14 protein-coding genes are annotated in these 15561 nt (G+C 62.7%); 10 read left to right on the forward strand and 4 right to left on the reverse strand.

The genetic code is table 11. The features are described from left to right. Positions 1-11: 11 nt before the first annotated feature. Positions 12-635 (reverse strand): LysE family translocator, encoded by a 624-nt coding sequence (locus CH262_RS26580; protein WP_032364998.1) that lies wholly within the window; start codon positions 633-635, stop codon positions 12-14. Between the two features lie 75 nt (positions 636-710). Here CH262_RS26580 and CH262_RS26585 point away from each other — a divergent pair, with 75 nt between their 5' ends. Next, on the forward strand, positions 711-1673 hold the full coding sequence (locus CH262_RS26585; RefSeq protein WP_015586118.1) for a LysR family transcriptional regulator ArgP: 963 nt from the start codon (positions 711-713) through the stop codon (positions 1671-1673). A 322-nt stretch (positions 1674-1995) separates the two neighbouring features. Here CH262_RS26585 and CH262_RS26590 read toward each other — a convergent pair whose 3' ends face one another. Beyond that, on the reverse strand, positions 1996-2634 hold the full coding sequence (locus CH262_RS26590) for a TetR/AcrR family transcriptional regulator (protein WP_015586117.1): 639 nt from the start codon (positions 2632-2634) through the stop codon (positions 1996-1998). Positions 2635-2732: 98 nt separating this feature from the next. On the opposite strand from CH262_RS26590, the gene CH262_RS26595 reads away from it, so the two are divergent. The 7 genes from CH262_RS26595 (at position 2733) to CH262_RS26625 (ending at position 12312) form a co-directional block, all read left to right on the forward strand. Further along, a complete protein-coding gene (locus CH262_RS26595) occupies positions 2733-4934 on the forward strand; it encodes an MMPL family transporter (protein WP_052069823.1) in 2202 nt (733 codons plus the stop codon). Positions 4935-4989: 55 nt separating this feature from the next. Continuing rightward, positions 4990-6072 (forward strand): alpha/beta hydrolase, encoded by a 1083-nt coding sequence (locus CH262_RS26600; protein WP_015586115.1) that lies wholly within the window; start codon positions 4990-4992, stop codon positions 6070-6072. A 271-nt stretch (positions 6073-6343) separates the two neighbouring features. After that, complete coding sequence (locus tag CH262_RS26605) at positions 6344-7315, forward strand: ScbA/BarX family gamma-butyrolactone biosynthesis protein (protein WP_015586114.1); 972 nt, start codon at positions 6344-6346, stop codon at positions 7313-7315. A 2-nt stretch (positions 7316-7317) separates the two neighbouring features. Beyond that, a complete protein-coding gene (locus CH262_RS26610; protein WP_052047793.1) occupies positions 7318-8019 on the forward strand; it encodes an HAD family hydrolase in 702 nt (233 codons plus the stop codon). After that, complete coding sequence (locus tag CH262_RS26615; protein WP_015586112.1) at positions 8016-9659, forward strand: MFS transporter; 1644 nt, start codon at positions 8016-8018, stop codon at positions 9657-9659. The genes CH262_RS26610 and CH262_RS26615 overlap by 4 nt, the downstream gene beginning before the upstream one ends. After that, entirely contained in the window at positions 9656-11317 is a 1662-nt protein-coding gene (locus CH262_RS26620; RefSeq protein ID WP_015586111.1) for an FAD-dependent monooxygenase, read from the forward strand. The genes CH262_RS26615 and CH262_RS26620 overlap by 4 nt, the downstream gene beginning before the upstream one ends. Next, on the forward strand, positions 11314-12312 hold the full coding sequence (locus CH262_RS26625; RefSeq protein ID WP_015586110.1) for an aldo/keto reductase: 999 nt from the start codon (positions 11314-11316) through the stop codon (positions 12310-12312). The genes CH262_RS26620 and CH262_RS26625 overlap by 4 nt, the downstream gene beginning before the upstream one ends. Before the next feature lie 842 nt (positions 12313-13154). Here CH262_RS26625 and CH262_RS26635 read toward each other — a convergent pair. Both CH262_RS26635 and CH262_RS27910 read right to left on the reverse strand, forming a co-directional pair. Then, positions 13155-13622 (reverse strand): hypothetical protein, encoded by a 468-nt coding sequence (locus CH262_RS26635; protein WP_139278538.1) that lies wholly within the window; start codon positions 13620-13622, stop codon positions 13155-13157. 101 nt (positions 13623-13723) lie between these two features. Further along, positions 13724-13888 carry a hypothetical protein gene (locus tag CH262_RS27910; protein WP_155289035.1) on the reverse strand — a complete coding sequence of 55 codons (165 nt, stop codon included), beginning with the start codon at positions 13886-13888 and terminating at the stop codon, positions 13724-13726. A gap of 307 nt (positions 13889-14195) precedes the next feature. On the opposite strand from CH262_RS27910, the gene CH262_RS28300 reads away from it, so the two are divergent. Continuing rightward, the gene (locus tag CH262_RS28300; protein WP_230591901.1) at positions 14196-14819 is read left to right on the forward strand and encodes a hypothetical protein; all 624 of its coding nucleotides are present in this window, start codon (positions 14196-14198) and stop codon (positions 14817-14819) included. Positions 14820-14857: 38 nt separating this feature from the next. Next, positions 14858-15223, forward strand: coding sequence for a histone-like nucleoid-structuring protein Lsr2 (locus tag CH262_RS28305; RefSeq protein WP_015586104.1), 366 nt, complete (start codon positions 14858-14860; stop codon positions 15221-15223). Positions 15224-15561 lie beyond the last annotated feature (338 nt).

The raw sequence follows: 15561 nt of genomic DNA on the forward strand, positions 1-15561 counted from the left end.
GGCGGGGGTGTTTACTCGAAGGCCAGCCGGACGCCGAATCCCACCAGAACAACACCCAGTCCACGCTCGAGCCACGCCCCCAAGCGGCCCTTCTCCAAGAACCGGCGAGCGGACGAGGCAAGAAGTGCGTACGAGGACAGACATATCAGCGCCACCACGAACTCGATCGACATGAGCAGCATGGACCAAACGAAAACGTTCCCGTCGCGCGGAATGAACTGCGGCAGCACCGCCAGGTAGAACGCACCCATTTTCGGATTCAACAGGTCCGCGACGAAACCGGTCATGAACGCTCGCGACCACTTCGGCTGGTGCGCGTTGTAAGTCGCGGCATCGACGTCGGTGAAGCTGCCCTTGCGCTGCCAGATACTCTGAATTCCTAGAAACACCAGGTAGGCGGCACCTGCGATACGTACCGCGTCGAATGCCCCGGGGACGCTGGTGAGCAAGGACGCCAACCCCACGGCCGCAGCGATGCCCCAGGCCATCGACCCCGTCGCCGCACCCAAAGCTACGGCGATGCCGTGACGCACACCGCCGGTAAGCGAGTGCTTGACCGCCAACATGACGTCAGGACCTGGGATTATTCCGAAGACGATAGCGACGGGGAGATAGGCCAGAACGGGGTTGTTCACGGCAAGAACGGTACGACCGCTCCAGCATCGATGCACGTTTCCTAAGTATCGCTGATCTAGGTTTAGTATTTGTGGATGTACAACCACGATCAGCTCGCCACACTTGCCGCGATCTGCGATTCAGGGTCGTTCGAGGGAGCTGCAACGGCGTTGCACATCTCGTCTTCTGCAGTCAGCCAACGCATTACCGCGCTCGAACGAGCGTCGGGGGCCGCGCTGCTACAGCGAACCAGGCCGGTACTACCCACCAGAAACGGGCAAGCCCTGCTCCGACTCGCGCGGCAGATCGAAGTCCTCACCGTCGACGCCGACGCTGAGCTACGCGGCGGCTCAACGACAACGAATACTGCTGCACCGCTGCGCTTTTCACTTGCTATCAATGCCGATTCGGTCTCGACGTGGTTCCAACCGGTGATGAAAGCGATAGCCGTCGACCGACGGATACTGCTGGACCTCCACATCGAAGATCAGGACCATACAGACGCTCTACTGCGTCAAGGCGCGGTCATGGCCGCCGTGACGACCTCACGCACCGCAGCACCTGGCTGTACGGTCGAACCGCTCGGAGCCATGGTCTATTGGCCCGCGTGCGCACCCTCACTCATTCGCGACGCCGACTCCGACGGTTGCGATCCCAGCCGCCTCCCGATGCTGCGATTCGACAAAAAGGACGACCTGCAACACGCCTATCTACGCAAGATCAAGGCGCACCGTGAGCCCCCGATCCACTACCTCCCATCGAACCGCGAATTCCTGACTGCAGCTCGACTCGGACTCGGGTGGGGCGTGCTACCGGAAGGACAAATCGCACGCGACCTCGCCGACGGGACACTCGTTCACCTCGACCCCGACCACAACGTCACCATTCCCCTGTATTGGCAACGATGGCACCTGCCATCCGAAACCCTCGACAGAATCACAGGCTGGGTACGCGATGCTGCACATAACGCATTGATCGACACACCCAAAGAACGAAAAACAGCGAACCGTCCCCCAGGTCATGCGGTGACCGGCGCGGCAACACCGGAACCTGCGTGAGTCCGGCGGTCATCGGTCCAGCTGTGACGGCTAATTGCACACCCTGATTGGACCAAAGTTGCGGCGATGCACGCCGGTCGCATGGTCCGCCGCCGGGTGCGCGCCTAAGGTCGCCGATCGCTGACCGAGCATACGACGCGGGGCGTTGAGCCTCGACCGAATGCTCCACCACGCATCGAAGTATCGATCGGCGCGGATCCCATAGTGTACGAAAAGCAGTGATTGCTGGCAGCACAACTGAAAAACGTCAAAACAGCTACTGCTGCAGCTTTTTTCAGACTGGGAGTACGCACGGCCTGCGGCGGCGCGGGTCTCTGTTCCGTCAGGGTGAGGCGAGTGCCTCGGACAGGTAACGAATCAGTGCCGCCTTGAGCTCGGTCACGAGCTGGTCCTTCTTGTTAGTTTTTTCTGCGGCGATGACGGGCATCATTCCGCGGGTGATCTGCAAGGCCACCAGCGCGTGGAGGTCGATGCGTTCGCTGGACAGGGTCGGTGCGAGTGCGGCCAAGGTCTGGGCGACCCTCTGGGAGAGTTCGCTCTGCAATGGTACGACTGCGGTATACAGGGCAGGCTGGGTATCTGCTCGCGAGAACAGTTGCAGGAAAGCCGGATTGGCCGCATTGAAGGCGACCATATTGTCGACGGCCCGGTCGATGAACTGCGGTAGAGATTCCACGAAGCCGTCCGGTCGCGGATCGACCGCGGCCGATTGGGCGTCGGTCAACTCCACGACGTAGCGTTCCGCCAATGCTGCGGCGATGTCTTCCTTGTTTCTGAAGAACTGGTACAGCGAACCCGGTGACATGCCCGATTTGCTGGCGATAGCGTTCGTGGTCGCTGCGTCGAACCCGACTTCTCCGAACAACTCCTCCGCACCGTCGAGGATCGCAGCGATGCGCTTGAGTCCGCGATCCTGACGCTTGGGTGCAGGAGAGGTAGTTGGCGTCGAGGTATTCGGCATGTGAACTCCAGGCTTTCCGGTAGACAAGACGAGCTTTCGCTCGTATTCTCGCAAATCACGAGCAATCGCTCGTATCCACGGTAGCAGGGGGACCCGCGATGCCCACCCGATTCGCCACAACTCGACCCGGCCTCACCCTCGTAGTGGCCGGCGTCCTCTTCCTCGTGCTCGCAGCAGTCGCTGCCGGTGCGATGAATGCACTGTCCCTGAACAGGTTCGAGGCGACCAACGCCCCGTCTGCGGCAGCCGAGGCGCTGCTCAACGACACCTTTCAGACCGGCACACCCAACATCACCATCCTCGTCACCGCGAAGACCGGCGACGTCGACAGCTCGGCCGTCGCCGCGGACGGGTTACGTCTGACCGAGTTCGTCGACACCTTCCCCGGCATCGACGACACATGGTCCTACTGGACCGAAGAGGTTCCGACCCTCGCCGCCGGGGACGGCAGCTCGGCGCTGATCCAGGCGTGGGCACCGGGCGACGCCACCGAAATCCGGCAACAGGTCCTTCCCGCTCTCGACGAGGCACTCAGCCGGTCGGCTACCTCGAACATCGACATCGCTCTCGGCGGCAGCGACGAGGTGTTCCGCTCCGTCGCAGAACAATCCAGGACCGACTTTCTCCGAGCAGAGCTGATCATCGCCCCGCTGGTGATCGCACTGTTGTGGGCCGTCCTACGGCGGCTCCGTCTCGCCGCAGTGGTCTTCGCAACCGGACTGTTCTCCGTCGTCGGCACCCTGGCCATCATGCGCGTGGTGGCAGCCTTCACCGAAGTATCGACCTTCGCGGCGAACATCGCGCTGGTGATGGGCATTGCACTCGGCGTCGATTACGGACTGTTCCTGATCTACCGCTTCCGAGAGGAAGCCCGCCGCACCGCTGACCTGACGTTGGCCGTGCAGCGAGCAGCGCAGGCAGCCGGACGCACCATCATGTTCTCCGGCGCCACCGTCGCCGCGTCACTGGCCGTTCTGCTGGTCTTCCCGTTCCCGTTCCTGGCCTCGTTCGCCTACGCCGGGATAGCCGTCGTCGCCACCGCCGTGCTCGCCGCTACGGTCGTACTCCCGGCCGCATTGGTGCTGCTCGGGCACCGCGCCTTACGGCGCAAGGAACCGGACACCGACGGAAGTACCGTGTGGCGGCGGATCACCGTGGCCACGACCGGCCGACCTGCAGTGTTCGCGATCGCCGGTGTGGTGATCTTGATACTGCTCGGAGCGCCGGTACTAGGCGTTCGGTTCGGCGCACCGGACGATCGCATCCTGCCGCAGTCGGTTCCGGTCCGCGCCCTGTACGACACCATCCGCGACGACTACGCCAGCGAGGATGCAGACGCAATTCTGCTCGTCGCACCGACCATCGCACCGGACGGCCTCGCTCGGTACGCCTCCGATCTCGCAGCACTGCCCCAGGTGCTACGAGTGGACAGCGCACTGGGCACCGTCGAACCCGACAGGGCGCTCACTGCTCCACCGAACGGCGCCGTCCGTTTCACTCCCGACACCGCAGGCAGCTACCTCTCGGTGGTACCGACTCGCGAATCACTGGACGACAGAGCCGGATTCGTCTCCGCGGTACGGTCGGTGGAGCCTCCCGGCCAGGTACTCGTCGGCGGCTCACCCGCGATGCTCGACGACTACACCGACGGCGTCACCGCCCGGCTCCCGCTCGTGGCCGTGCTCATTGCACTGATCACCTTCGCCATTCTGTTCGTGATGACCGGATCGATCATCGCCCCCATCAAAGCCACCATTCTGAATCTGCTGTCACTGACGGTCATGTTCGGTGTCCTGGTGTGGGGTTTTCAGAACGGCAATCTTGCTGGGCTGCTGGGTTTCACCCCTACCGGTGCCATCGAGCCGAGCATCCCCATCCTGATGTTCTGCATCGCCTACGGCCTGTCGATGGACTACGAAGTCTTCCTGCTCTCGCGCATCAAAGAAGAATTCGACCGTACCGGAGACAATCGCCAATCCATCATCGATGGCATCTCACGCTCCGCACCCGTCGTCACCGCAGCAGCTCTCATCCTGGCCGCATCCTTCGCCACCTACGCCACTTCCGGGGTGACCTTCCTTCAGCAACTCGGAATCGGCATGGCACTGGCGGTCCTGATCGACGCCACCGTCATCCGAGCGATCCTCGTCCCCTCCATCATGGCCCTGACCGGCCGCTGGAACTGGTGGGCACCGCGCCCACTGGCACGCCTGCACCAGCTCATCGGCATCACCGATGCTCCACGCGTCGATACACCTGGTACCGAAGTCGACCCTGGAAGACCCAAAACCCCTGTATGAGCACTGCACTCGCACGCTCCCAGCCACCACATCCCCGCCCCGATCGGAGTACCCCATGCTCGACAGCCGCCATCACCCCCTCTCACGGCTCCTCGCCGCGATTGCGATAACCGTCGCGTCGACCGCCATCTTTCTCGGTGGAACGGCCATCGCCTCCGCGCAGCCGACCCGATCGGACGTGATCGACGTACCGGTGTCCTTCACAGTCCGCAACACCAACGACACAGCCGTCCCGTGCACCGCCGACGGCGGAACCTACACCATCCGTGGCCATCTCACCGCTCCCGCAGAGGGTTTCGGCAACGCCATCACCCTCTACGAACACGGCATCGCAGCCGGCGAATGGTACTGGCGTCTTCCAGTCGAGGGATACCACCACACCTACGAAATGGCCGCTCGCGGACAGACCTCACTGACGATCGACAGACTCGGATACGACACGAGCGACGCTCCGGCAGGCGGGGCCATGTGCGTGGGGTCCCAAGCAACGATGGCCCATCAGATCGTCCAAGCGCTGCGTACCGGCACCTATCAATGGGATGCATCCGGAACGGCCCCCACCTTCGGGCACATCACCCTCGCCGGCCAGTCGAACGGCGGGCAGATCGTCCAGATCGAGGCCTACACCTTCGACGACGTCGACGCTCTCGTCGTCATGGACTGGGCCGATCGCGGACTGACACCCGAGGCCTACGTCAGATTCTTCGCCGCCACACCACGCTGCCTCACCGGAGGCTCGGCATCGGAAAACAATCCCGCCGCCAAGGGCTACACCTTTTACGACCAAGGAACCACTGAATTCGTGACAGGAAACTATGCCGATACCGAACAACAAGTAATCGATACAGCAGCGCCCTATCAGAACCAACACCCGTGCGGCGACATGCTTTCACAAGGCCCCGGAATTCTTCTCGACCTGGCCAAAATGTCGAGCATAGACATTCCAGTTCTCGGCCTCTACGGACAGGACGACGCACGCGTGCAATTCGGTGACGAACATATTGCATCGTTCACCGGAACATCGGACAGAAAGGCGATCACGATTCCTCACGCAGGCCATTACATGGGCCACGCACGGAACGCCGCCATCGTCTTCGACTCGCTCGACCAGTGGCTCGACGCCCGACAACCCCACTGACCGCATCAGATCGGCATCAAATAGCTGAACGCACTATTGCGAGCCTGTGCACTTAACCGTGTGCACAGGCTCACAATAGTGCTCGAATTACTGGCGGTATATCTGCGCTCGAACTGAAATTATATTGTTACGGGAATCACTTTCCGAACATTTGGAATTAACGTGAAAAGAATTGACTTATCGAAAACGTGGCGCTGTACTTGAAACCACGTACCGATCGGTGCGTTTCGCACAAAGCAGAAAATCTGCGACCACCTTCCTGGGGGAAGAAATGACTGTCACCACACCACCGTTCGATATCGCCAGTGAACTGACATTCGATCGCACTGTGCCGCGAAGCCTCGTCCACCGCGCAGCTGTCAGCGAGGTCTTCCTCACCGACGCTGCTGCGACGGGCGAGAACCGATTCGTCGTCGCCGCGCAGCTACCGCGAGGGCATGCCCTCTACAGCGACCGACTCGACGACCGGTACGACCCCATGATCCTCGTGGAGGCATGCAGGCAGGCCTCGATCCTGATCAGTCACCAGTTCTACGGAGTACCCAAGGACTGGGCGTTCGTCTTCCGCAAGGCCTCGGTGTCGGTGACCGACCTCGCTGCCCTCCAGGTCGGGGAAACACCGGGCCGGTTGGTCATCCGAGTCGAATTCGAGAAGCGGTTCCACGTCGAGGGGTACCTGACCGGGGCAGTCGGTAGGTACCAGACCGTTCTCGACGGCGTGCCTGTCGGCGAATTCGTCGGATCCCTGAGCTTCATGCCCAAGCAGATGTTCGCCGAGATGCGCGCGGCCGGGCGGGCAGCGAAGAACACCCCCGATCAGCCGTATACCTCTGCCGCCGTTCCGCTTCCGCCTGCACGCGTTGCCCGGCGGGACTCGAAGAACGTCGTCATCGCCTCCACCGGCACCGAACACCCCGACACGACGTACGAGGTCGTCGTCGACAACAACCACCCGTCGCTCTCCGATCACAAGGTCGACCACGTCTCGGGGATGCTCTTGACCGAAGCGTGCAGGCAGGCATCGGTGTGCGCCGTCCTCGACACCCACTCACTGCCGGAATCGTCGGTCGGTTCCCCGGTGCGCTACGACATCCAGTTCCTCGACTTCGCCGAACACGAGCTTCCTGTCTACTGCCGCTTGATCGACACCGCACCCACCGAGTCCGGGACTGGGATCGTCGCATCTTTCGAACTCGTCCAGGGTGACGTCGTCATCGTCCGCTCGCAGGTCGAGGTGGGATGACGATGTCCGACAACAGTATCGACACCGGTCCCCTCGTTCTCGTCGTCGACTACGGCGGCGTCCTGACCAACCCCATCGCCGACACCATCGCGGCGTTCACCGAGTACATGTCCGTGCAACCGGAGGACCTGATGGGTGCCCTGTTCACCGCGCACGATGACCCGGACGAAACGATCATGGCCCCGCTCGAACGCGGCGAAATCACCGAAGCGGCCTTCCTCGACCGAGTCGGATCGGCACTGGAAACCATGACCGGACGCGCTATCGACCTGTCACAGTTCCGGCCGGCATGGTTCTCCGGCCGGGTCCCCAACTCGGAACTTCTCGACTACTTGCACACGCTGAAATCCGAAGGACGAACTCTGGGACTGTTGACCAACAACGTCCGAGAATGGGAACCCGAGTGGCGAGGAATCGTCCCCACAGGCCTGTTCAGCGTCGAGGTCGTCTCCGCGAACGAAGGTGTCCGCAAACCCGAACCCGAAATCTACCGCCGGACGACCGAACGACTCGGCGTCCCTGCCGCTCGATGCCTGTTCGTCGACGACGACCTACGCAATTGCCAAGCCGCCCGAGCGCACGGAATGCAGATACATCACTTCACCGACACCGCGGGAGCCATCGAGGCAATCGACGCCTGGTTCGGACGCCAGCAGCCGGCCGCGCAACCCACCGCGGACGCGCTCCTCGAGGAGTCCGCATGAGCACCCCCGAACCGCTGCAGTCGGCCCCCGAACGCTGGTGGACGCTGACAGCGGTCTGCCTCGGAACATTCATGCTGTTCTTGGACCTCACCGTCGTCAACGTCGCACTGCCCGCGATACAACGAGACCTCTCGGCCAGCTTCGAGCAGTTGCAATGGGTGATCGACGCCTACGCCCTGGCACTGGCCGCGTTTCTGCTCACCGCCGGCTCGATCGCGGACAGACTGGGCCGCACCCGGATCTTCGCCGTCGGCGCGCTGGCCTTCACCCTCGCGTCCGTGGCTTGCGGTCTCGCTGGGTCAGCAACTCTGCTCAACGCAGCACGTGGAGTTCAAGGCCTCGGCGCGGCCATCATGTACGCCGTCGGCCCAGCGATGATCGCAGCGACGTTCCACGGCCGCCAACGAGGAACCGCCTTCGGCATCTTCGGGGCCACCTCGGGCATCGCCATCGCTGCGGGACCGTTGATCGGAGGCATCCTCACCGAAGTGGACTGGCGATGGGTGTTCTACCTCAATATCCCTGTGGGACTGATCATTCTGGCCGTCGTCGCTCTGAAAGTCCGGGACCACCAGACATCGACCGCGCGCCGCGGTCTCGACCCCCTCGGTCTGGCACTGTTCTCCGCAGGTCTGTTCGCGTTGATCTTTGCAATCATCCGGGCACCCGTCGTGGGATGGACCGACCCACGTACCGCGGTAGCGTTGGCGGTCGGTGTGCTCGCCCTCCTCGGCTTCGCTGTGGTCGAGCGCCGCGTCCGCAATCCCATGCTCGACATGGTCCTGTTCGGAAACCGTTCCTTCAACGGCCTGTCCGCGGCAACGTTTGCGATCAACTTCGCCGTCACGGCCACCATCTTGTTCTCGGTGCTGTGGATGCAAGGCGTGCTGGGCTACTCGGCTATCGAGACCGGATTGAGGTTCCTGCCGCTTACCGGCGTCCTGCTGATATCCGGTGCCGTGGGCGGAATACTGAGCGCCCGGATCTCGACATCGATTCTGATCGGAATCTCGCTGTTGTGCACAGGAATCGGGTTTCTGTTGTTTCGATTCGCGGACGTCGGTGACAGCTGGACGGCGTTGTTACCGGGGTTTGTGATCGCGGGACTCGGTATGGGACTACACAATCCACCCCGTGCGAGCGCGGCAGTGGCTCTCGTTCGGGCCGAAGACTCAGGGATGGGAGCTGGGATCAACGAGACATTCCAGCAGGTCGGTGCGGCATTGGGCGTGGCGGTACTCGGAGCTTTGGCTCATCGCACCATCGAATCCGAACTCGACACCGCGTACGGATCCGCCCTGACTCCGGCCCAGCTCGACGCCACCGTCGACGCCGTGGCCTCCGGGGCCGTCGCGGCGCTGCAAGAGACCGGGCAGGACGTTGGGGTGGCAGCAGAAATCGCGTTCATCTCGGCGCTGCATCAGGTCACGACGATCGCGGGAATCGTCACCCTCATCGGTGCGATCGCGGCATTCACCCTCATCAGACGCAAGGACTTCCTCGTCGACCCCGCGGCAGCAGACCCGCACGCAGCGGCCTCTCCCCTACCCCGCGACGCGCCGTCCACCGGATACGAGGACGTGATCTCGGCCGAACAATCCAGCCTCGCCCCGCCTCGCCCGTCAGGAGTCCGGACATGACCGAGCACACCGTCCTCATCGTCGGCGCGGGCCCCACAGGTCTGACGCTTGCTTGCGAGCTCGCCCGCAGGAACGTCGACCACATGATTATCGACGGCAAGTCGGGGCCCTCGACCGAACCGAAAGCCCTCGTACTCTGGAGTGCCGCCCAGGAGAGCCTGCGCATCCTCGGTGTCGATCCCGCGGTATTCGATGCCGGCGTCACTCTCGACCGAGCGTCGTACTGGTCGAAAGGGTCACAGATCGGCCACGTCGACTTCACCGGCCTCGACCAGCCCGGCCTGCACAAACCCCTGTCCCTTCCGCAGCCCCTCGTCGAGGCAGCTCTCCTCGAGCTCTACCAGGCGCTGGGAGGTACGGTCCGCTGGCGGCACAAGTTCCTCGGTGCCCTCGATCCGGACCCTGCCGGGCCCAGCGACGGGGCGAGGGCGTCATTGGTCGGTCCGAGCGGAATCCGCTTCACCACAACAGCAGAGTGGATCGTGGGCACCGACGGTGCACACAGCACCGTGCGGAAAACAGCGGCCATCGACTTCGACGGCGACAGCTACGACGACGCTTTTCTGCTGGTGGACGGCACCCTAGAAACCGATGGGTCGGTCGGGGAGGCTCAGTACCATCTCCACCCGGACGGGGTGACGGTCGTCGTCCCGCTCCCAGGTGGTGGACACCGGGTATTTCTCGGACACCGTCAGTCCGCTTCCCCTGCGCTCATACCGCCGACTCAGATCACCGATCGCGCCAACATCATGCTCGGCCAACGCGGCCTCGGCCGCTTCCGGGTCAGTAATGTGCTTTGGCAGAGCGACTTTCGAGTACACCGGAGACTGTCCTCGCGCTACGTGTCGGGCCGATTCATCCTTGCCGGCGACGCTGCACATATTCACAGTCCTGCGGGAGGTCAAGGTATGAACACCGGAATACAGGACGCGGCGAATCTCGCGTGGAAACTTGCAGCAGTAGCGGTCGACGGAGCCGATGCAGCACTACTCGAAACATATGAACTCGAACGACGACCCGTCGCAGAATCGGTCGCCGCGATGACCGATCTTCAGACGAAACTGTGGACAACTCGTGCTGCCGTTTCGCGGTGGATCCGCGACCGAATCCTCGGAATCCTCTCGGCGACAGGGCTCCTCACCCGGCGTGTCGTTCCTCAACTGGCGCAGATCGATACGGCCTACGGCCCGTCAGTGGCCCGCGGGGGCGGGCGCGGTCGAACCATCTCGCCGGGCAAGTTCCTGCCCCCGCATCCCGTCCAGTTCGACGGAGAGGTCGACAAGTTGCTGCCCGACCTCCTCGATGACCGACGAGTCCTGGCGCTGGCCACCATCACCAGTATCGACGAACTCCGGGCCTTACATGCCATCCTCGACTCGTGGGGGTCGCGGCTGCACGTCGTGGTCGTGGTCCACTCCCCCACCACACTTCTGAGCGCAACTCCCACCGTGATCGACACCCACGAGATCGTTTCGAGCGAGCTCGGACAGGGCGGTGTCGCTGTCGTGCGTCCCGACCGCATAGTGGGCATGACCGGCTCGCTGCAGAACCCTGCAGCCATACGGACCTACCTCACCGCAGTGGCCGGACCCGCGGACACACAGGCAGTCGAACGCGGTCGACCCGAAACGAGCGCCTCCAAGGAGACAGCATCATGACCGACTTCCCACACGTGAACCTCGGAACAGGCCTCGAAGTATCCGCACTCGGATTCGGCGGCATGGCATTGACCTCGATGTACGGCGAATCCGACCCCGACCAAGCACTGAAGACCCTGCATCACGCCGTCAACCTCGGCATCGACTTCATCGACACCGCAGATGTGTACGGCCTCGGGACCAACGAGGAACTGATCGGCAGACTCCTCGCCGACCGTCGCGACGAGGTCACCGTCGCCACCAAATTCGGTATCGATACCTCCGTAACCGAACCCGGCCGCAGAAGCCGCGGAGACAGGGCTTACGTCCGCCAGTGCATCGACAACAGCCTGCGTCGCCTCGACGTGGACGTCGTCGACCTCTACTACCTTCACCGGGTCGACCCACACATCCCGATCGACGACACCATCGGAGCGATGGCCGAGCTCATCGCCGACGGAAAAGTCCGGCACATCGGAGTATCGGAAGTAACCGCCCCCGAACTAGAACGAGCGCACCGGACCCATCCGCTCGCCGCGGTCCAGTCCGAATGGAGCTTGTTCAGCCGCGACGTCGAGAACGCCATCGTCCCGACCGCAGCTCGACTCGGCATCGGATTCGTTCCCTACTCCCCACTGGGACGCGGAATGCTCACCGGAAAAGTGAAACAGGAACAGCTCGGCGACAACGACTTTCGGCGGTATCTACCCCGCTTTCAACTCGACGCATTCGAAACGAACACCGACGCCCTCGCCCCATTGACAGACATCGCGTCACAGCACGGATCCACGCCCGCCCAGATCGCATTGGCGTGGCTACGGGTGAAAGGTACACAGTTCGCGCTGCCCGTCGTTCCGATACCCGGCACTCGGAATGCGGATCGGGTCACCGAAAACGCGGGCTCGGTGCACATCGAACTCACCGCGGACCAGCTCGCCGTCCTCGACACCCTCGCCGACGCCGTCACCGGAACCCGAGCACCCGACATGAGTTGGGTATCAGCCGGCCGCGAATGACACGGGCACAACTGCACGGCACAGCCGCATTCCCGCCCCGTCGATCAGATCGACGGGCGGGAATTGTGCCGCCGGGAACCGGAGCGTCACTGCGCCGAAATGCCCGAATTGCGATGACTCCAACTACGGCCACGACGAAAGCGCCAGTGGCCCAGGGGATCCACGCGGGGTTGGCTCCCAACACGCTTCCCGTGGTCAACAGAAGAGTGACCCACACGGTTGCGGCGACGATATTCAACACCGCGAACCTCGAGAACGACAACGAGGAACCCGCAGCGAGACGTGGCCCCAAGGTCCTCGCGCCTCCGACGAAATGCGTGGTCACTGTCCCGACGCGCGCATCCCCCGAAAACAACTGACGTGCCCGAGCAAGCACCCTGTTGATCAGGCGCGCAAAGCGGCCTGCGCCGGCGATATCAGCGCGACACGATCCACGCCTGATGGACCGAAAGGCCAGCTGAGCCCCTGCTGTCGACGAAGCGATCAGGACGATCGCCGTCACGACGGGATCAAGTTCGCCCAGCCCCACGAGAGCACCGACCGCCAGAACCGTGCCAGTACCCGGGAGGAGAAACCCGACGAGCAAGCCGGATTCCACCAAGAGGATTGCGGCAGCCACGAGCAGAACCATCGGAGCACACCAGGAAGCGATTGAGGCTATGACATCGATGAACAGATCCATCAGATCCCCACGTCCAACGGTGACGGCCGCTGCCATCAAATACGAGTATTAACTCGTAGAATACCATTCGTCTGGATTCGCCGCCTGCGATAGCGTGACTACCGAGACAGAACTGCGGGGCTCAGGTGTGGCCCAGCGCAATAAGCGGCTGCTTCAACACCTACTCGCCTCTGAGCGTTGCCGACACCGATTCCCGTCCGCTTCTGCGGTCGAACGCCGCGAAGCAATCGGCGACAGCGTGCGCCCGATCCAGCGCCGAAGGAAATTCCGCGAGCTGCACATTCCACAATTCGCAGCACACCTCCAGCCGCGGAATGTTGGTTGCGGGGATCCCATGGGCACCGGCGGTCAACGCCGCGATATCTGCGGGCAGGTGGTGCCAACGCGACCGGACACCATGCCGGTGAAAGACCTTGCTCAAAAATGCCGCATGGATCTCCGGATCTGCGCCGCCGAGCGTGTTTCCAGCCAACACATCACTGAGCGCCGCGAGCTCCGTTCCAATGGTCAACGCGTCATGCTGCGCCTTTTCCACCAGCCGTCGACGGTGGTATCCGCTGAGCTGCAGGAATGTTGAATCCGCCCGTTCGAGCTGTGCCGATGTCAAAGGCAGCGCGAGATCCCACACCCTCCCGGATGCACCGTCGATCGCGGCGAGCTCGAAGGCCTCGTGAGCCTCGAACGACGGCCCCGTGGTGTGGACGTCAACAACGACGAGCTGCCGGCCCCTCATCCCCGCAACTCCCCCTGCCACACCGAATCGATACACGGCACACCCACGCCGGCAGTATCGACGTCGAATTCGGTCATCACCGCGGCGAACCTGTCCACGACGTGTCCTACGGCGTCCCCGCTTCCGTCGACGTTCACATCTCCACCGCTCTTGTCTCGCATGATCATTCACCCCCACCGATAGGCCAAGGCCCCTGTTGGCTGTCTCTGTCGATGCACACTAGCGTCAGGACCGGACACCACGAACAGCTCGAATTCTCATCCGCAGGCCAACGGGTCTGCCGTTCAAACGGTTGTCAGCCCTAACTACCAGTGACATCGCCCCCCAACACGAGGACCATCAGAAGCGGCCTGGCCGCAACGACCAGCTCAGCGGGTTCGCGGTTGCACCTCAGGTATCTCCACCCGTCGATTTGAGTCAAGGACGACGAGTTACAGCGGGGGCATGTGCCTGCTGCGACGAACACTCGTGGAGGTTCAGATGGGCGAAATAAAATGCCGACCGTTAATCCTGATCAGGGGGTTCGGCGGCGTCGATGTCGCTGATGATCAGCGTAGTGCGTATCAGGGATACAACGACGGCACGGTCTACCCCACCAAGCGTGGTGACAACTACATCTACGAGGGCTTCCTGCTCCGCGCACTGAAAGCGAAGAGGTACCGCTACACAGACGCGACCAACGTTGTGGGCTACTACGCGCAGAATGTCGAAGGACCCGCCGACACGGGCGAATACGACCCCTCTGATGTAGGCGGCAGCGTTGTCATCGATCCGCGCACGGCCGCGCGCGTTCTCAACGAGGCCACTTCCGGGACGATATGGGTGTACCGATTTTACGACCTCTCGCCGCGGACCCTGGCCCGATACGCGGAAGGGCTGGTCCGCCTCATTTCCCTGATCGAACGGTCGTCAGAACAGCACAACCAGACATTCGACGGCGTCGACGTCATCGCCCGACTAGTAACTTGGGCTTCATCGCCGACCACGAATGGAGCGCTGCCCATAATCGCACTCTCTCGATCCTGCATCCGAACCACGCGCGCCGCACCCACAGTTGTCACGACCACGCAGACCCGTTATACGCTCACTTAGCTGTCTTCCATACATTTTTGCGAGAGGGTTTCTTCACTGTGGCCAAGCTAGAAACGATTCAATTGGTCGACGACATCGACGGATCGGTCATCGACGACTCCGGTGAAACGATCGAGTTCGCGGTCCAGGGCGTCGAGTACGTGATCGACTTGAAAGCAAAGAACGCCAGCGAGTTTCACAGAAAGCTCGACTACTACATCAAGCACGCCGCGCGGGTTGGCGGACGCAAACGTAAACCCTTCCCCGCAACCGCGTCGACGCCTTCGACAGCCGGGACACCGGCCAAGCGTGACCCGGCGCAGACTCGCGCAATTCGGCAGTGGGCGGCGGACAACGGTCACGAGATCGGCGATCGAGGCCGCATCCCCACCGACATCGAAGAGGCGTACAACGCCGCACACTGACAGCCCAGGAAACTCACCTGGCACGTCATCGAACGCCGGATCACCGACGCGCTCCGAACGATGTTGGTCACCGGCTCGACTACCCGAAAGGGCGATTCGGATGTGCGCACGATCGGCTCTGCGATCAGCGGGTGCAGCGGCGATACCCAGTCTGCTGCCGACTGACGTAACAGGCCCAAGGCAAAGACCGCGTCCGGTGTCCGGGCGACCACCCCTGAAGGGCTCACACACATCTCTCGTACGCCGACACCGGTGCCCCACGACAACGTGAGCTGGCCCGGCTCGTCGCCCACTACCGGCCGCGGGTAACCGGCGGAGATCAAGGCTTCCCGGAGTCC

The organism is Rhodococcus sp. 05-2255-1e (assembly GCF_002259025.1).
In the GTDB taxonomy this organism is placed as follows: Bacteria; Actinomycetota; Actinomycetes; order Mycobacteriales; family Mycobacteriaceae; genus Rhodococcoides; species Rhodococcoides fascians.